General features: G+C 70.8%; 17 protein-coding genes and 1 pseudogene. 4 read left to right on the top strand and 14 right to left on the bottom strand.

What is annotated here, in order from left to right; genetic code table 11:
• The 3 genes and pseudogenes from AC0L6F_RS01735 (at position 1) to AC0L6F_RS01725 (ending at position 3,442) form a co-directional block, all read left to right on the top strand.
• Positions 1-804 carry a tryptophan-rich sensory protein gene (locus tag AC0L6F_RS01735; protein ID WP_473538960.1) on the top strand — a complete coding sequence of 268 codons (804 nt, stop codon included), beginning with the start codon at positions 1-3 and terminating at the stop codon, positions 802-804.
• Positions 804-2,489, top strand: coding sequence for an MFS transporter (locus tag AC0L6F_RS01730; protein ID WP_473538959.1), 1,686 nt, complete (start codon positions 804-806; stop codon positions 2,487-2,489). The genes AC0L6F_RS01735 and AC0L6F_RS01730 overlap by 1 nt, the downstream gene beginning before the upstream one ends.
• A 17-nt stretch (positions 2,490-2,506) precedes the next feature.
• Positions 2,507-3,442, top strand: a pseudogene (locus tag AC0L6F_RS01725) (IS5 family transposase).
• On the opposite strand, the gene AC0L6F_RS01720 reads toward AC0L6F_RS01725, so the two are convergent.
• Genes AC0L6F_RS01720 through recO form a run of 3 tightly spaced genes read right to left on the bottom strand, consistent with a single transcriptional unit; the run spans position 3,439 to position 5,716 of the window.
• Positions 3,439-4,116, bottom strand: coding sequence for a DsbA family oxidoreductase (locus AC0L6F_RS01720; protein WP_274635596.1), 678 nt, complete (start codon positions 4,114-4,116; stop codon positions 3,439-3,441). The pseudogene AC0L6F_RS01725 and the gene AC0L6F_RS01720 overlap by 4 nt on opposite strands.
• Positions 4,117-4,163: 47 nt before the next feature.
• On the bottom strand, positions 4,164-4,973 hold the full coding sequence (locus AC0L6F_RS01715) for an isoprenyl transferase (RefSeq protein WP_274635597.1): 810 nt from the start codon (positions 4,971-4,973) through the stop codon (positions 4,164-4,166).
• Entirely contained in the window at positions 4,970-5,716 is a 747-nt protein-coding gene (gene recO / locus AC0L6F_RS01710; protein ID WP_274635598.1) for a DNA repair protein RecO, read from the bottom strand. Before recO ends, AC0L6F_RS01715 begins: the two co-directional genes overlap by 4 nt.
• Positions 5,717-5,743: 27 nt before the next feature.
• Here recO and AC0L6F_RS01705 point away from each other — a divergent pair, with 27 nt between their 5' ends.
• Positions 5,744-6,448: a trimeric intracellular cation channel family protein gene (locus AC0L6F_RS01705; protein WP_435526226.1), complete on the top strand. Its 705-nt coding sequence runs from the start codon at positions 5,744-5,746 to the stop codon at positions 6,446-6,448.
• A 25-nt stretch (positions 6,449-6,473) separates the two neighbouring features.
• On the opposite strand, the gene leuA is transcribed toward AC0L6F_RS01705, so the two are convergent.
• The 11 genes from leuA to AC0L6F_RS01650 form a co-directional block, all read right to left on the bottom strand.
• Positions 6,474-8,234 carry a 2-isopropylmalate synthase gene (gene leuA / locus AC0L6F_RS01700; protein WP_473538958.1) on the bottom strand — a complete coding sequence of 587 codons (1,761 nt, stop codon included), beginning with the start codon at positions 8,232-8,234 and terminating at the stop codon, positions 6,474-6,476.
• Between the two features lie 173 nt (positions 8,235-8,407).
• Complete coding sequence (era, locus tag AC0L6F_RS01695) at positions 8,408-9,301, bottom strand: GTPase Era (protein ID WP_473538957.1); 894 nt, start codon at positions 9,299-9,301, stop codon at positions 8,408-8,410.
• Entirely contained in the window at positions 9,298-10,590 is a 1,293-nt protein-coding gene (locus AC0L6F_RS01690) for a hemolysin family protein (protein WP_274635601.1), read from the bottom strand. The genes era and AC0L6F_RS01690 overlap by 4 nt, the downstream gene beginning before the upstream one ends.
• The gene (gene ybeY, locus AC0L6F_RS01685; RefSeq protein WP_274635602.1) at positions 10,587-11,057 is read right to left on the bottom strand and encodes an rRNA maturation RNase YbeY; all 471 of its coding nucleotides are present in this window, start codon (positions 11,055-11,057) and stop codon (positions 10,587-10,589) included. The genes AC0L6F_RS01690 and ybeY overlap by 4 nt, the downstream gene beginning before the upstream one ends.
• On the bottom strand, positions 11,054-12,133 hold the full coding sequence (locus tag AC0L6F_RS01680; protein WP_473538956.1) for a PhoH family protein: 1,080 nt from the start codon (positions 12,131-12,133) through the stop codon (positions 11,054-11,056). Before AC0L6F_RS01680 ends, ybeY begins: the two co-directional genes overlap by 4 nt.
• Entirely contained in the window at positions 12,123-12,473 is a 351-nt protein-coding gene (locus tag AC0L6F_RS01675) for an HIT domain-containing protein (protein ID WP_473538955.1), read from the bottom strand. Before AC0L6F_RS01675 ends, AC0L6F_RS01680 begins: the two co-directional genes overlap by 11 nt.
• A 120-nt stretch (positions 12,474-12,593) precedes the next feature.
• Positions 12,594-13,328 carry a 16S rRNA (uracil(1498)-N(3))-methyltransferase gene (locus AC0L6F_RS01670; protein WP_473538954.1) on the bottom strand — a complete coding sequence of 245 codons (735 nt, stop codon included), beginning with the start codon at positions 13,326-13,328 and terminating at the stop codon, positions 12,594-12,596.
• A 3-nt stretch (positions 13,329-13,331) separates the two neighbouring features.
• Entirely contained in the window at positions 13,332-14,447 is a 1,116-nt protein-coding gene (gene dnaJ, locus AC0L6F_RS01665; RefSeq protein WP_473538953.1) for a molecular chaperone DnaJ, read from the bottom strand.
• A gap of 53 nt (positions 14,448-14,500) precedes the next feature.
• Positions 14,501-15,529, bottom strand: coding sequence for a heat-inducible transcriptional repressor HrcA (hrcA, locus tag AC0L6F_RS01660; protein WP_473538952.1), 1,029 nt, complete (start codon positions 15,527-15,529; stop codon positions 14,501-14,503).
• 100 nt (positions 15,530-15,629) lie between these two features.
• Positions 15,630-16,847 carry a radical SAM family heme chaperone HemW gene (gene hemW / locus AC0L6F_RS01655; protein WP_473538951.1) on the bottom strand — a complete coding sequence of 406 codons (1,218 nt, stop codon included), beginning with the start codon at positions 16,845-16,847 and terminating at the stop codon, positions 15,630-15,632.
• Positions 16,847-17,497: a DUF1990 family protein gene (locus tag AC0L6F_RS01650; protein WP_473538950.1), complete on the bottom strand. Its 651-nt coding sequence runs from the start codon at positions 17,495-17,497 to the stop codon at positions 16,847-16,849. The genes hemW and AC0L6F_RS01650 overlap by 1 nt, the downstream gene beginning before the upstream one ends.
• Positions 17,498-17,539 lie beyond the last annotated feature (42 nt).

Raw genomic sequence — 17,539 nt, 5'->3', positions numbered from 1 at the left:
ATGACATCGAGAAGAGATGTCCGCACCAGCGACCGGGTGCGCCAGATCATCGTGGCCGTCTGCGCGGTCGTGGCGATCGTCGGCGGAGCGGTGGGCTCCGGGGCCTTCGGCGGCACCGCCATCCAGGACGCGGCCGGGGGCGCACTGCGCGCGGACGCAACCCTGCTGGCCCCCGCGGTGCCGGCGTTCGGAATCTGGAGCGTCATCTACCTCGGCCTGATCGGCTACGCGATCTGGCAGGCTCTTCCCGCCCAGGCCACCAGCTCGCGGCAGCGCGCGCTGGGCTACCTCGTGGCCGCATCGCTGGTGCTGAACGCCGGATGGATTCTCAGCGTCCAGGCGGACCTGCTGGCGCTGAGCGTCGTGGTGATCGTGGCGCTGGTGGCCGTGCTGGCCGTCGCGTTCGCGCGCACCGTCCGCTCGCCGGCGCGCCGGGTCGGTGACATGATCCTCACCGACGGCGTGATCGGGCTCTACCTCGGCTGGGTGTCGGTGGCGACTGCGGCGGGCATCGCCGCGACGCTCGTGGCGGCGGGATTCACGGGCTGGGGACTGCCTGCCGAAGCCTGGTCGACCGGCATCCTGGTCATCACCGGGGCCATCGCGATCACGCTCGCGGTGGTCAGCCGTGGCCGCATCTCGCCCATGCTGTCGCTGTGCTGGGGGCTGGCCTGGATCGCGGTCGCGCGCCTGGGCGGCTCTCCGCACTCGACCAGCACCGCGATCACCGCGATCATCGTCACGGCGGCCGTGATCATCGTCACGGCGGTCTGCCGCGTCCAGACGCTACGAAAGGGTCGCTGATGAGCGCGGATCGACGGCGCTGGATCGGGCTGGTATCGATCAGCCTGGCGGTGGCCCTCATCATCGTCGACTCGACGATCGTCAACGTCGCGATCCCCTCGATCGTCGACGATCTGGGGATCACCTCGACCCAGGTGCAGTGGGTGCAAGAGAGCTACACCCTCGTTTTCGCGGCGCTGCTGCTGGTGTTCGGCACGCTCGCCGACCGGTGGGGGCGTCGACGCATGCTCGTCATCGGCGTCGGCGTGTTCACGGTCGCGTCGGTTCTGGCCGCACTGTCGCCGACCGGCGATCTGCTGATCGCATCGCGTGTGCTGCAGGGCGTGGGCGGGGCCATGGTGCTGCCGACGACGCTCTCTCTGATCAATGCGACCTTCCGCGGCCGGGAGCGGGGGATCGCCTTCGCCGTCTGGGGTTCGACGATCGGCGGCATGGTGGCGGTCGGTCCGCTCCTGGGCGGATGGCTCACCACGGCGTTCTCGTGGCGATGGGCGTTCGGCATCAACATCCCGCTCGGACTGATCATCGCCATCGGAATCCTGCTGACCACGCGCGAATCGACCGACTCGCGTGAGGCGGGCATCGACATCGGCGGGGCGGTGCTTTCCATCATCGCCAGCGCCGCGCTCGTCTTCGGGTTGATCGAGGGTCGGACTTACGGCTGGTGGCTGGCCGAGACCGCCCATATCCCTTCGGTGCTCGGCCACACCTGGCCGTTGTCGATCTCACCGATCCCGTTCGTCTTCGTGCTGGCCGCCGCGGCCACAGCTGCTCTGATCTGGCGCGGCCGGCGGCGCGCCCGCGCCGGACGCACGTCGATGCTTCCCTTCGACCTGCTGTCGATCAGGTCATTCCGCAACGGCAACGTCGCCGCGATGATCGTCTCGCTCGGGGAGTTCGGCATCATCCTCGCGCTGCCGCTGTGGCTGCAGAACGTCCTCGGCTACAGCGCCCTGCAGACCGGCGTGGTGCTGCTGGCCCTGGCACTGGGCTCGTTCGCGGCCAGCGGGCTGTCGGCCGCCGTCATCCGCTCCACCCGTCCGGTGACCATCGTCCGCGCCGGCATCGCGGCCGAGATCCTCGGAGTCGTGTCGCTGGGCCTGATCATCGCGCCGCACACGGCGTGGTGGGCGATCGTGCCCTGCCTGTTCGTCTACGGCATCGGCGTCGGCTTGGCGACGGCTCAGCTCACCGGTGTCGTGCTCCAGGATGTGCCGGTCGACAGCAGCGGCCAGGGGTCAGGGACGGCGAGCACGGCACGCCAGATCGGATCGGCCCTGGGGATCGCGATCCTCGGGACGATCCTGTTCTCGTCCACGGGCGCGGTGCTCAGCAGCTCGCTGGCGCAGACGTCGGCGGCGCTGCCCGAGACGGTGCGCAGCCAGATCGTCGACGCCGTGGTCACCAGTGCGGGCGGCGCGATTCCCGGGCTGGTCGAGAAGGATGCCACGGTGGGCGGGGAGGCCCGTCAGGCCTTCAGCGACGGCACCCGCTATGCGGCCTTCACCGCGGCGGGCTTTCTCGCTCTGGGACTGGCAGCCTCTTTCCGGCTCTCATCGCCCGCGCCGTCCGCGCCGCAGTCTCCCGTCGAGCGGGCCTTCGCGCGCGACGCGGGTTCGGGTGACCCTCGTCGCCTCGACCTGCGTCAGGCGGCGAGACGGGGCCGACTGCAGCCAAGAGCTTGAGTCCGTACAGCTAGGCCATGTTGCTAAACAGCTTTCGGGGCTGTCGGGCGATTCTGGATGTCGTGTCGCGTGATGTGATCTCGGATGAGGCTTGGGCCGTGATCGGCCCGCTGTTCCCGACGGTGAAGGCGACCGGGCGGCCGCCGGTGGATCGTCGGACAGTGGTTGAGGCGACGGCGTGGCGGTTCCGGACGGGGGCTCCGTGGCGGGACGTGCCCGAGCGGTTCGGGAACTAAACCACGATCTACAAGAACTTCAACCGGTGGTCCGAGCAGGGTGTGTGGGCGCGGCTGCTGGAGAAGACCCAAGCGCTCGCGCAGCAGTCCGGGGATCTGGACTGGGTCGCGTCAATCGACTCCACCATCGTGCGCGTGCACCAGCACGGCGCGACCGTTCCCCGCACCACAGGGGCTCTGTCGAACTACAAGAAGTTCGGTGACGAGCCACCTGATCACGCGATCGGCCGATCCCGGGGCGGGTTGACGACGAAGAATCACCTGGTCTGCGATGGGAAAGGACGTGCTCTTGCGTTCATCCTCACCCCGGGGCAGACCGCCGACACCAGCATGCTCGCCGCGACGCTCGAGCAGATCCGGGTGCCCGTCGCACGGGGCAGGCCACGAACCCGGCCGGATAGGGTGATGGCCGACAAGGGGTACCCCTCGAAAGCGAACCGGGCCTGGCTGCGTCAGCACGGCATCGCCACGACGATCCCCGAACGCGATGACCAGATCGCGCACCGGCGGAAGAAACGCGGCCGGCCGATCGACTTCGGCCACCCTCAGCGCGTCCGCTACCGCGGCGGCAACGTCGTCGAGCGCTGCTTCAACAAGCTCAAGCAGTGGCGCGGCATCGCGATGCGCTCAGACAAGACTGGCCGCAACTACCACGCCGGCCTCTGCCTCGCGGCAACCCTCCACTGGGTCACCAGCGGCTTTAGCAACATGGCCTAGCGGGCGGCCGCCTCGGCGCGCCGCTCGTCCCACACCTGGCGGGCGATCTGGGTGAACGCCTCGGGCGGCTGGGCGCCGCTGACGCCGTACTTGCCGTCGATCACGAAGAACGGCACGCCGCTGATGCCGTAGGCGGCGGCCTGGGCCTGGTCGGCGGCCACGGCGTCGAGATACCGGTCGGATTCCAGCGCGGCGCGGGCGGATGCCCCATCCAGCCCCACCTCTTCGGCGAGGGCGACGAGATCGTCGATCCGGCCCACGTGCCGGCCCTCGGTGAAGTACGCGGCCATCAGCCGCTCCTCCATCTCGTGCTGGCGGCCGTGCTCCTTGGCGAAGTGCAGCAGCTCGTGCGCCTTCACGGTGTTGGTGTGCTTCAGGATGTCGAAGCGGTACTCCAACCCGGCGTCGGCGGCGACCGCGGTGACCCGCTCGAGCATCTGCTGCACCTGCTCGCGGCCCATGCCCTTGTGTCCGGCCAGGAAGTCGTATTCGTCGCCGTCGAAGTCGACGGGGGTGTCGGGCGACAGCTCGAAGGAGTGGAAGACCACCTCGACCTCGAGGGCGTCGTCGTCGGCGGATGCCGCAGCCAGCCCCTTCTCCAGGTTGCGCTTGCCGATGTAGCACCAGGGGCAGGCGATGTCGGACCAGACGTCGATCGAAATGGGTTCAGTCACATCGGGTGCAACCGACTCGCACGGCGCCGCTATTCCCGCGAAGATTCCTACAGGTCGGTGTCGGGCGCGTCCACCGCCCCGCCGAACCGGCGCTCGCGACCGAGGTACAGGTCGATGGCGTGCCAGAGGTGCTCGCGGGTGAAGTCGGGCCACAGCGTGTCGAGGAAGACGAACTCGGCGTAGGCGGACTCCCACAGCAGGAAGTTCGAGCTGCGCTGCTCGCCCGAGGAGCGCACGAACAGATCGACGTCCGGCATGTCGGGGATGTACAGCCGTCGGCGCACGAGCTTCTCGCTCACCGCGGACGGCCGGAGCCGTCCCGCGGCCACATCGTCGGCGATCGAGCGCATCGCGTCGACGAGCTCGACCCGCCCCCCGTAGTTCACGCACATCGTCAGGGTCAGCGTGTCGTTGTCGGCGGTCAGCCGCTCGGCGCGCTGCAGTTCGTTGATCACCGACCCCCACAGTCGCGGACGGCGTCCCGCCCAGCGGATGCGCACGCCCCACTCGTTGAGCTGGTCGCGACGGCGGTGCAGCACCTCGCGGTTGAACCCCATGAGGAACCGCACCTCGTCCGGCGAGCGGGCCCAGTTCTCGGTCGAGAACGCGTACACCGACAGGTGCCTCACGCCGGCCTGGATCGCCCCGGCCACCACGTCCAGAAGGGCCAGCTCGCCGGTGCGGTGTCCTTCGATGCGCGGCAGGCCGCGGCGGTTGGCCCACCGGCCGTTGCCGTCCATGACGATCGCGACGTGGGCGGGCACCGCCCCCTTCGGATACTCCGGCGGGTGCACGCCGGTCCAGTCCAGGGGCCGGTACGGGACGGCATCCTTGTGCGTGTACGGCTTGGGGGTCACCTTCGCGATTCCTCCGCGGGCTCGTTCAGCACGTGCTCGAGCGCGCGGATGCCGCGCTCCAGATGCCATTGGGCGTAGGCCGCCACGAGACCCGACGAGGCGGCGGTCGCCGCCGGGGCCGCGGCATCCACCACGTCCCACTCGCCGGCGATCAGCGCCTGCAGCAGATCGGCGGTGGTGCCGTCCACGCGCACCGAGCCGACCGGTGCGCAGTCCCGGCACACCATGCCGCCCAGCTGCGCCACGAACGAGGAGTGCGGGCCGGGCAGCCCGCACCGCGCGCAGTCGAACAGGCCGGGCGCCCACCCCGACATCGCCATCGCCCGCAGGAGGTACGAATCCAGGATGCTGCGCGCCGCGTGGTCGCCGCGCGCCAGGGCGCGCAGCCCGCCCACCAGCAGCAGGTACTGCTGCGGCGTGGCCTCGGCCTCGTTGAGCCGGTCGGCGGTCTCGACCATGGCGCTGGCGGCGGTGTATCGGTCGTAGTGCACGGCGATGTCGGCGCCGTACGCGCCGAGCGACTCGGCCTGCTGCACGATGTCGAGGTTCCGGCCCGCGTACAGCTGCACGTCGGCGACCATGAACGGCTCGAGCCGCGCGCCGAACCGGGACGAGGTGCGCCGCACCCCTTTGGCCACCGCGCGGATCTTGCCGTGCCGTCGGCTGAGCAGCGTCAGGATGCGGTCCGCCTCACCCAGCTTGTGGGTGCGCAGGACCACGACCTCGTCGCGATAGGTGGGCACCCCTCGATTATCCCGCGGCATACGACAATGGATGGCGTGACCGACCCGATCTTCTTCATCCCGCTGTGGGCCGACCTGCTCGCCGTCGCGCTCGGCGGTCTGCAGGGAGCCCTGTTCGCCGCCGGATTCCGCGGCCAGCGACGCCTCGACTTCCTCGGCGTGGCCATCATCGGGATCATGGTGGGCATGGGCGGCGGCTTGATCCGCGATCTGCTGCTGAACGTCACCCCGACGACGCTGCAGAGCAACTGGTACCTCCTCACGGCGACCGGCGCCTCCCTCGTGGGGATGCTCCTGGCCGCGCCGCTGGCAAAGCTGAACGGGGTGATCGTGGGGTTGGACGCCGTCGTGATCGCTCTGTTCGGCGCGTTCGGAACGAGCAAGGCCCTGTCGTTGGGGCTCCCGCTCGTGCCCGCCGTCTTCGTGGGGGTGTGCGCGGCCGTCGGCGGCGGCGTCCTGCGCGATGTCCTCGTGGGACTTCCCGTCGCGATCATGCACGTCGGGTCGCTGTACGCCGTCGCCGCCGGTGCCGGATGCCTCGCCCTGGCCGGCCTGCACGCGTTCGGCGTGGGGCTGGTCGCGGCGGCGGCCGTCGGGATCGCGGTGACCGCCGTCATCCGGCTGCTCGCGGTGATCTTCGACGTGTCCCTGCCCGAGCAGCGCGTGCTGCACCGGCGCAAGGTGGCGGTGGAGACCTCCGCGATCCCGATCGTGCGGCCCGAGACGGACTGAGGCCCGCCCCGGACCGCGCCGCGACTCAGACGCCGGCGAGGGCCGGTGCCTGCTCGCGTGCGCGGATCGAGCGGTTCACGCTGGAGACGATCGCCTTCAGCGACGCGGTCGAGATGTCGCCGTCGACGCCGACGCCCCACAGGCGCTGATCGCCGATCTGCAGCTCCACATAGGCCGCCGCCTGGGCGTCGCCACTGGCGCTGAGCGTGTGCTCGACGTAGTCGTACAGGGTGACGTCCACGCCTTCGGCCCGCAGCACCTCGAGGAACGCCGCGACCGGGCCGTTGCCGACCCCGTGCGCCTCCACTTCGACATCGCCGTCGCGCAGCCGGACGTCCAGCGAGACGTCCCCGGTCATGTCGCTGGAGGTGCGCGTGCTCAGCAGCTCGAACCGCCCCCAGCGCGCGTCGGCGTCGTCCACCGGCAGGTACTCGTCCGTGAAGATCTGCCAGATCTGGTCACTGGTGACCTCGCCGCCCTCGGCATCCGTCTTGGACTGCACCACTCCGGAGAACTCGATCTGGAGCTTGCGGGGCAGATCCAGCGAGTGGTCGGTCTTCAGCAGGTACGCGACACCGCCCTTGCCCGACTGCGAGTTGACCCGGATGACGGCCTCGTACGAACGACCCAGGTCCTTCGGATCCACCGGCAGGTACGGCACGGCCCAGTCGATGTCGTCGACGGTGACCCCGGCCGCCTCGGCACGGGCCTCCATGGCCTCGAAGCCCTTCTTGATGGCGTCCTGGTGTGAGCCGCTGAACGCGGTGAAGACCAGGTCGCCGCCCCACGGACTGCGTTCGGGGACCGGCAGCTGGTTGCAGTACTCGACCGTCCGCTTCACCTGGTCGATGTCGCCGAAGTCGATCTGCGGGTCGATGCCCTGCGTGAACAGGTTGACCCCGAGCGTGACCAGGTCGACGTTGCCGGTGCGCTCGCCGTTGCCGAACAGGCATCCCTCGATGCGGTCCGCCCCGGCCATGTAGCCCAGCTCGGCGGCGGCCACCGCGGTGCCGCGGTCGTTGTGCGGGTGCAGCGAGAGGATGACGTTCTCGCGGTGGTTCAGGTGTCGGTTCATCCACTCGATCGAGTCCGCGTACACGTTCGGCGTGGCCATCTCGACGGTGGCGGGCAGGTTGATGATGACCTTGCGGGAGGGCGTCGGCTCGAACACGTCGAGCACCTGGTTGCAGATGTCGGCGGCGAACTCCAGCTCGGTGCCGGTGTAGCTCTCCGGCGAATACTCGTAGTAGACCACGGTCTCGGGGATGCGCTTCTCGTACTCGCGGCACAGCCGGGCGCCCTCCAGCGCGATGTCGACGATGCCCTGCTGGTCGGTGCGGAACACGACCTCGCGCTGCACGATGCTGGTGGAGTTGTACAGGTGGACGATGGCCTGCTTCGCGCCGGCGATCGCCTCGTAGGTGCGCTCGATCAGGTGCTGGCGGGACTGGGTCAGCACCTGGATCGTCACGTCGTCCGGGATCATGTCCTGCTCGATCAGCTGCCGGACGAAGTCGAAGTCGGTCTGGCTGGCCGAGGGGAACCCGACCTCGATCTCCTTGTAGCCCATCCGCACGAGCAGCTCGAACATGATCCGCTTGCGCTCGGGGCTCATGGGGTCGATGAGCGCCTGGTTGCCGTCGCGCAGGTCGACCGCGCACCAGCGCGGGGCGGCGGTGATGCGCTTGGTCGGCCAGGTGCGGTCGGGCAGCTCGACCCGGATCTGCTCATGGAACGGGCGATACCGGTGGATCGGCAGGCTCGAGGGCTTCTGGTTGTTCTTCATGTGCGGCTCATTCTCTCGTCAGAATTGCGGGCCAACGACGAGCTCCGCGACGAGGAAGGCCCTAGAACGAGGACTCGCCGCGGCAGCTAAGGAGAAGCAGGAAGCCTGCACGCATGGCTTCACAATACACCTCCGCCGGCGCTCGGCGGGACCCACGGGCCGCACCGGAGCGGTCAGAAGCCGAGCCGGCCCAGCTGCTTCGGGTCGCGCTGCCATTCCTTGGCCACCCGCACGTGCAGCGACAGGAACACCCGGGTGCCCACCAGCGGTTCGATGCCGGCACGGGCGCGGGCGCCGACGTCGCGCAGTCGCGTCCCCTTGTGGCCGATGATGATCGCCTTCTGGCTGTCGCGTTCGACCACGATGTCGGCGAATACGTCGGTCAGGTCGCTGTCCTCGCGCGGCGCCATCTCCTGGATCATCACCGCGATCGAGTGTGGCAGCTCGTCGCGCACGCCCTCCAGCGCGGCCTCCCGGATGATCTCGGCGACGCGATCCTCCACGCTCTCGTCGGTGACGACGCCGTCGGGGTACAGTGCGGGCCCCGTCGGCATCAGCGCCAGCAGCTCGCCGGTCAGCACGCCCAGCTGGTCGCGGGTCAGGGCCGACAGCGGGATCACCGCGGCCCAGTCCTCCCGCAGCGCGTCCACCTCGACCAGCCGCTCGGCGATCTCGTCCCGGCTCGCGGAGTCGCTCTTGGTCACGAGTGCGATCTTCTTGGCGCGTGGGTAGCCGTCCAGGGATGCCGCGATCCGCCGGTCGCCCGGGCCGACCTTCTCGTCGGCCGGCACGCAGAACGCGATGACGTCCACGTCGCCGAGCACCTGCTCGACGAGGTCGTTCAGCCGCTGTCCGAGCAGGGTCCGGGGGCGGTGGATGCCGGGGGTGTCCACGATGATCAGCTGCCCGTCGGGGCGGTTGAGGATGCCGCGGATCGCGCGCCGCGTGGTCTGCGGCTTCTCGCTGGTGATCGCCACCTTCTCGCCCACGAGGGCGTTGGTCAGCGTCGACTTGCCGACGTTCGGGCGTCCCACGAACGTCACGAATCCGCACCGGATGTCGCTCATCTGTCCCTCGTCTCCTCGGGGGCGCGCGCCGCCGGCGCCGCCCGCTCCACGAACACCGTCGCGATCCCCCGGCCGCGGCCGCGCGAAGCGCCCCCGGTCAGCCGCAGTCCGTCGTACTCCGCCGTCGCCCCCGGCTGCGGGATGCGGCCCAGCGCCTTGCCGAGCAGGCCCCCGATCGAATCGACGTCCTCGTCCTCGAGGTCCAGCCCGAACAGCTCGCCCACGTCGGCGACCGGCAGCCGCGAGCTGACCCGGTAGCGTCCCGGCTCGATCTCGACCAGCTCCGCCGTGCGCGGGTCGTACTCGTCGGCGATCTCGCCGACGAGCTCCTCGATCAGATCCTCCAGGGTCACCAGCCCCGCGACCCCGCCGTACTCGTCCACGACCATGCACACGTGCACAGCATCGCGCTTCATCTGCTGCAGCAGCGTCTCGGCGCGCATCGACTCGGGGACGAACACCGGAGGTCGGGCGATCGTGCGGACCGGGGCATCCCCCCACCCCGCCTCGTCGCGATAGCTGATCAGCACGAGGTCCTTCAGGTACAGCACGCCCACGACGTCGTCGGCCTCGTCGTCCACGATCGGGATGCGCGAGACGCCCCGCTCGAGGAAGACGCTCATCGCCTCGCGGGCGGTGGAGGAGGCATCCACCGTGACCATGTCGGTGCGCGGCACCATGACGGCGCGCACGAACGTGTCGGTGAAGTCGAACACCGAGTGGATGAGGTCGCGGTCGTCCTCCTCGATGAGGTCCTGCGACGCGGCCTCGTCGACCATGCTCAGCAGCTGCTCCTCGTTGGCGAAGGACGCCCCCCGCGCGCCCCCGGGCGTGACCCGGTTGCCGAGGGCGATCAGGCCGTGCACGATCGGGCCGAGGATGATGCGCAGGCCGCGGATGACCCGGGCGCTGCCCCGCAGCAGTCCCCGCGCGTGCCGCCGGCCCACCGAGCGGGGACTGGCTCCGACCAGGACGAACGAGATGCCGGTCATCAGGAGCGCGGCCGCCAGCATCGCCCACCAGATGTTGGCGAACAGGATGGTGAACGCCACCGTCACCAGGACCGCCGCGGTCGTCTCGGCGAGCACGCGGATGAACACCACCGCCTGCAGGTGCGCGTCGGCGTCGTCGGCGATCCGGCGCAGCTGCGCCGAGCCGCGGCCGCCCTCGTCGGCGAGCTCGACCAGGTCCTGCCGGCCGGTCACGCTCATGGCGGCGTCCAGCGCCGCCATGAGCCCGCCGAACGCCACCAGCAGCACCGCGGCCAGCAGCAGCAGGAGTGCGGTCATGGGCGCGGTCGCCGCCGTTCGGCGGTGTGGAAGCTCAGCAGCAGATCGCGCTGCAGGCCGAACATCTCCCGTTCCTCGGCCGGCTCGGCGTGGTCGAACCCGAGCAGGTGCAGCAGCCCGTGCGTGGTCAGCAGCAGCAGCTCGTCGAGCGTGGAGTGCTTGGCCGCCTCGGCCTGCACCTCGGCCACCTGCGGGCACAGCACGATGTCGCCGAGCAGGCCGGGCGGGGTGGGGGCGTCCTCAGAGCCCGGGCGCAGCTCGTCCATCGGGAAGCTCAGCACGTCGGTGGGGCCGGGCTCGTCCATCCATTGCACGTGCAGCGCCTCCATCGCGCCTTCGTCGACGAGCAGCACGGCGACCTCGGCGTCCGGGCTCACGTGCAGCTCGGCGAGGTTGTGCTCCATCAGCCGCAGCAGGGCCGCCTCGTCGACGACGACCCCGGATTCGTTCGTGATCTCGATCGTCATGAGCGTCCTCGCTTCGGGATGTGGTCGCGCGGACCGCGCGGCCGCGCCGCGCCGCGCCGTTCGGCGCGGTTGGCGAACTCCTCGGCCTCGTCGCGCTCGCGGCGCCCGGCGAGCCGCCGCTCGTCGTACTCGCTGTAGGCGTCCACGATCCGCCCCACCAGCGTGTGTCGCACGACGTCCTTGCTGGTCAGGGTGGAGAAGTGGATGTCCTCGATCCCGTCCAGCACCCGCGTGACCAGGCGCAGCCCGGACGCGGACTGGGGCAGGTCGATCTGGGTGATGTCGCCGGTGACGACCATGCGGGTGCCGAACCCGAGCCGGGTCAGGAACATCTTCATCTGCTCCGGCGTCGTGTTCTGGGCCTCGTCGAGCACGACGAACGAGTCATTGAGGGTCCTGCCGCGCATATACGCCAGCGGGGCGACCTCGATGGTGCCGCTGGCCATCAGCTTGGGCACCAGCTCGGGGTCCATCATCTCGTTCAGCGCGTCGTACAGCGGGCGCAGGTACGGGTCGATCTTGTCGGTGAGAGTGCCGGGCAGGAACCCGAGCCGCTCCCCCGCCTCGATGGCGGGACGGCTGAGGATGATGCGGCTGACCTCCTTGCGCTGCAGCGCCTGGACTGCCTTGGCCATCGCCAGGTAGGTCTTGCCGGTGCCGGCCGGTCCGATGCCGAACACGATGGTGTTCTCGTCGATCGCGTCGACGTACTCCTTCTGCCCGGCGGTCTTGGGGCGGATCACCTTCCCCCGGGAGGTGAGGATCGCCTCGCCCAGCACCTCGGACGGGCGCGGGCCGTCGTCGGCCTGCAGCATGCGGTTCGAGGTCACGACATCCACCGGGTCCAGTCCGTGCCCGGATCGGGTCATGGCCAGCAGCTCGTCGACCAGGCGGCGCGCCGCGGCCACCGGCTCGGACGGACCGGTGAGGGTGATCTCGTTGCCGCGGACGTGCACGTCCACCTCGGGATGCTCGCGTTCGACGACCCGCAGCAGCCGATCCTGCGGACCGAGCAGCTGCACCATGGCGACACCGTCGGCGTAGATCCGCTCGACGGCGGGCGCGTCATCCGGCATTCATGCTCTTCTCGTCCAGTCCTCCGGCCAGCACGTGCGCGTGCACGTGGAACACCGTCTGCCCCGAACCGGCGCCGGTGTTGAAGATGAGGCGGAAGTCGCCGTCCGCGTGCGCGGCGGCCAGCTCCTTCGCCAGCGCGATCATCTCGACCAGCAGTCCGGGGTCCCCGGCGGCCAGCTCGGTGACGTCACGGTACTGCGCCGTCTTCGGGATCACCAGCAGGTGGACCGGGGCCTTCGGCGCGATGTCGCGGATCGCGAACAGCGTGTCGGTCTGGGCGATGATCTCGGACGGGATCTCGCCGTTCAGGATCCGGGTGAAGATCGAGGGCTCGCTCATGTCTCAAGTCTACTGAGCGCCCCTCCCGTGTTCATCTCGCAGGAAGATCGGGAACGACCGTGTGCCACACGCCGCGAATTCGGCCCGCCGGCGCAGATGCTCCTGCGACCTGAACGGGCCTCACCAGCGGCCGAGGGTCGTGCTGACCACCGCAAGAGCGGCGGGGCCGGCCGTCGAGGTGCGCAGGACCGTGTCGCCGAGAGCGGCGATGGTCGCGCCGGCATCGGCCAGCAGCGCCAGCTCGTCCGCGGCGATGCCGCCCTCCGGCCCGACCACGAGCACCACCTCGCCTTGTGCGGAATCGATCGCGACGGCGCTGAGCCGCACCTGGCCGGTCGGCTCCAGCACGATGACGTGGGATGCCGCGGCCCGCGCGGCGATCCGGCGCGTCGAAGTGAGCTCGGCCACTTCGGGCACCCAGGGGCGGTGCGCCTGCTTGGCCGCCTCGCGCACGATCGTCTGCCAGCGTGCACGGCCCTTCACGGCCTTCGCGTCATTCCACCGCGACACGCTGCGTGCCGCCTGCCAGGGGACCACCTCGTCGACCCCCAGCTCGGTGGCCGCCTGTACGGCCAGCTCGTCCCGGTCGCCCTTGGCCAGTGCCTGGACGAGCACCAGCCGGGGGCGCGGCGCCTGCACCTGCGTGCGTGCGGTGACCTCCACGAGCACGCGCTGGGGGTCGGCGGCGATGCAGCGTCCTTCCAGCCAGACGCCGCGCCCGTCGCCGAGGGTCACCTGCTCGCCCGCCCGCACCCGGCGCACGGCGGCGGCGTGATGCGCCTCGGCCCCGGTCAGGGTGAGCACGTCGCCGGCGGCCGCGGCCGCGGCATCCGTCGTGACGAAGTGCAGGGGCACGGATCAGCCGTTCCGGAACCGGTCGCGCAGCCGCGCGAACAGGCCCTGCTGGAACTCGGCCAGGTGCGGGCCGGGCGCCTTGGTCTTCTTCTTGAAGTCCTCGATCAGCGCGCGCTCCTTCGCGTCCAGCCGGGTGGGGGTGACCACGTGCACGCCCACCCGCAGGTCGCCGCGCTGCGAGCCGCGCAGCGGGGTGATGCCGCGCCCCTTGATCGTCAGCACATCGCCGCCCTGCACGCCGGGCCGCACCTCGAGCTCGACCGGGCCGTCCAGCGACTCGATCGTGGTGGTCGTGCCCAGGATCGCGTCCGGCATCGACACCTCCAGCGTGGCCAGCAGGTCGTCGCCCTCGCGGCTGAACACGTCGTGGGCAGCCACATGGACCTCGATGTACAGGTCGCCGTTGGGCCCGCCCGCCGGCCCCACCTCACCCGAGCCGGGCAGCTGCAGTCGCAGCCCCGACTCGACACCGGCGGGGATGTCGACCGAGACGGTGCGCCGGGAGCGGACGCGTCCCTGGCCCTGGCAGGTCGCGCAGGGGTACGGGATGGTGGTGCCGTACCCGTGGCAGACGGTGCACGGCACGGTGGTGACGACGTTGCCGAGGAGGCTGCGGACCGTGCGCTGCACGTTGCCGGTGCCGTGGCAGATCTCGCAGGTGACCGGCGAGGTGCCCGGCTGACAGCACGATCCGTCGCACGTCTCGCAGAGCACCGCGGTGTCGACCTCGATGTCGCGGTGGGTGCCGAACACGACATCCCCCAGGTCGAGCTCGACGCGCACCAGCGCGTCCTGTCCGCGCTCGCGCCGGGAGCGCGGACGGCCGCCGCGGCCGCCGCCGGCCGCGCCGAAGAACGTCTCGAAGATGTCACTGAACCCGCCGAAGCCGGCCTGCCCGCCGAACGGCGAATCGCCGCCCATGTCGTAGCGCCGGCGCTGCTCGGGATCGCTGAGCACGTCGTACGCATGGGTGACGGTCTTGAACCGCTCCTCGGCGTCGGCGCCCGGATTCACGTCGGGGTGCAGTTCTCTGGCCAGCCGGCGGTACGCCTTCTTGATCTCGTCCGCGGTCGCGTCCCGCGACACGCCCAGTACTGCGTAATGGTCCTGGTCCGCCACAATCGCCTTCCTGCCCACGCCGCCGGCGCGGGATCGTCCTGTGTTCCGTGCGCTCAGCGCGACGATTCGTCGTCTTCGAGCAGTTGGCTCAGATAGTGCGCGACGGCGCGAACCGCCGCGAGATTGGTGGGGTAGTCCATCCGGGTCGGACCCAGCACCCCGAGTCGCGCCCGCGCGCCGGTCGCGTCGTAGTCGCCGGTGACGATGGATGCCTCGGCCAGGCCGAACGCCTCGTTCTCGCGCCCGATCGAGGCGGCCAGCCCCTCACGGTCGGCGACCATCTCGCTCATCAGCCGAAGCAGCGTGACCTGCTCCTCGATGGCCTCCAGCAGCGGATAGATGCTCCCGCGGAAGTCGGCTTCGCTGCGGGCCAGGTTCGCGGCCCCGGCCATCAGCAGCCGGTCCTGGCGGAACTCCTCGAGCTCCTCGGCGACCACCCGCAGCACGGCCACGAGCACCGCGTCGGCGGGCGCCGGATGCAGCGGCAGCGCCGCGGCCACCGCCTGGGCGCCGTCCCGGACGCTCCTCCCGGTGACCAGCGCGGAGACCCGGGCGCGCACGTGCGCGACCTCGCTCGGCTCGGCGCCGTCGGGCAGCGAGACCACCCGCTGCGAGACGCGACCGGTGTCGGTGACCAGGATGACCAGCACCCGACCGCCGAGATCGACGAGCTCCACGTGCGAGACATCCGCCCGGGCGAACGACGGGTACTGCACGATCGCCACCTGCCCGGTGAGCCGGGTGAGGGCGCGGACCGTGCGCGAGAGCACGTCGTCGAGGTCGGTGGAGCCGTCCAGGAACACGCTGATCGCCGCCCGCTGAGCGGAGGTGAGCGGGCGCAGGCGGGCCAGGTGGTCGACGAAGACCCGATAGCCCTTGTCGGTGGGCACCCGGCCGGACGAGGTGTGCGGAGCCTCGATCAGCTCCTCGTCCTCGAGCAGCGCCATGTCGTTGCGGATGGTCGCCGCCGAGACGCCGAACGCATGCCGGTCGACGATCCGCTTGCTGCCGACGGGCTCACGGGTCTCGACGAAGTCCTGCACGATGGCCTGCAGGACCTGCAGTCCGCGCTCGCTGACCATTCGTGCTCCCTTCCGTCCGCGCTGCTGGCACTCTGGTTCTCCGAGTGCCAATTCTACCGAAGTTCGCTGATGGGCAGGTGCGGGCCGGGGCGGTGTCGTCTCACTCCGTGAGCGCGCGCACCACGGCATCCGCCAGCAGCCGCCCGCGGAGGGTGAGCACGACGCGTCCGCGCAGAGCCTCGCCGCCGTCGATCAGTCCGTCGGCGATCAGCCCGGCCACCGCCGGCCGCCGCGACGCCGGCAGCGCCGCGGTGGGCATGCCCTCGCGGATCCGCGTGCGCAGGAGGACCGCCTCGAGCCGTCGAGCGGCCGCATCCGGCCGCTCCCGGCCGGCGGCCGGCGACTGCCCGGCCGCCACCCGCTGCGCGTACGCCGCCGGATGCTTCACGTTCCACCACCGCAGCCCGGCGACGTGGCTGTGCGCGCCGGGGCCGAAGCCCCACCAGTCGTGCCCGCGCCAGTAGGCCAGGTTGTGGCGGGAGCGGTGCGCGGCGCCGCGTGCCCAGTTCGACACCTCGTACCAGCCGAACCCGGCGGTCTCCAGCATCCCGTCCGCCAGCTCGTACATATCGGCCTGCAGATCGTCGTCGGGGGCCGGCGCCTCGCCCCGGCGGATCTGCCGGGCCAGCTTCGTGCCCTGCTCGATGATGAGCGCGTACGCCGAGATGTGGTCGGGCTCGAGCCCGAGCGCCGTCTCGATCGAGCACCGCCAATCGTCCAGCGATTCGCCGGGCGCCCCGTAGATCAGGTCGACGCTGACATCGAGCCCCGCGCTGCGGGCGGCGGCGACCGCGGTGCGCACGTTGGCGGGGTCGTGCGTGCGGTCCAGCGCCTGCAGCACAGGCCCGACCGCGGACTGCATCCCCACCGACAGCCGCGTCACCCCGGCGGCGGCCAGTATGGCGGCCACCGCCTCCGTCACCGTGTCGGGGTTCGCCTCGACGGTGATCTCGGCGTCTTCGGTCAGTCCGAACTCCTCGCGCACCCCGTCGAGCATGCGCGCGAGGTCGCCCGGCGGCAGCAGGGTGGGCGTGCCGCCGCCGAAGAAGACGGTGGACGCCGGTCGCACGGGGCCGGCCTCGGAGAGGATGCCGCGGGCCAGGGTCACCTCGCGCAGCAGGGTGTCGGCGTACTGGTCCTGGCGGGCACCGCGCAGCTCGGTGGCGGTGTAGGTGTTGAAGTCGCAGTAGCCGCAGCGCACGCGGCAGAACGGGACGTGCAGGTACACGCTGAACGGGGTGTGCGCGTTCACCGGCAGATCGACCGGCAGGGCGCCGTCGCTCGGGGCGGGGTCGCCGTCGGGCAGGGCGGAGCCCATCAGGCCGACGTCGAGTACAGCGGCGAGATCGCCCGCAGGTACCGCTGGGACAGGGCCCGGCGGCGGCGCCTGACCAGCGCCGGCAGCATCCGGTAGAAGAACGAGCGCGGGGCGTCGAAGGCGCGCACCGTGAACCACACCTCGTCGTTGTCGAGCCAGTCGATCATGAACGACTCCTCGCCGCTGACGACGGAGTCGGCGACCGTGCCGAGGGCGAAGCCCACGCGGCGCGGCTCCTCGACCACGAAGATGACCCGCAGCTCGGCGTCGGCCTTCATGCCGTTCACGCGTCCGTGCAGGCGCAGGGTCGTCCCCGAGCCCACCCACGGCGTCCCGTCGGCGTCGAAGCGCTGATCGGCCTCCTGCCGGCTCGGGGCGATCGGATGCCCCTCGTGGTCGAAGCTCACCCCGGTGTACATCGGCCCCGCGGCGGGCCGGACGTCGGTCACGGTGAGGCCGCCGTCACGCTGGGCGCGCCACGACAGCAGCGCCTCGGTGGCCGCCTCGAAGCGGGTCTGACCGCTGCCGATCCGCCAGGTCTCGTGGGCGGGCACACTGCGCTCGGGCGGGTACTGCATCAGGTCCGGAGCCTGCGTGGCCCCGACCGCGGCGTAGTCCACCGTCTCGTCCCGGAAGGTCCCTCGGCGCATGCGTTTCAGCCTACTCAGGTCCGGCTGGGAGCACCGTGCACA

The organism is Microbacterium sp. G2-16M, from assembly GCF_055809115.1.
Note: the sequence above shows the minus strand (reverse complement) of the source record. Positions and strands in the feature narration are given on the sequence as shown.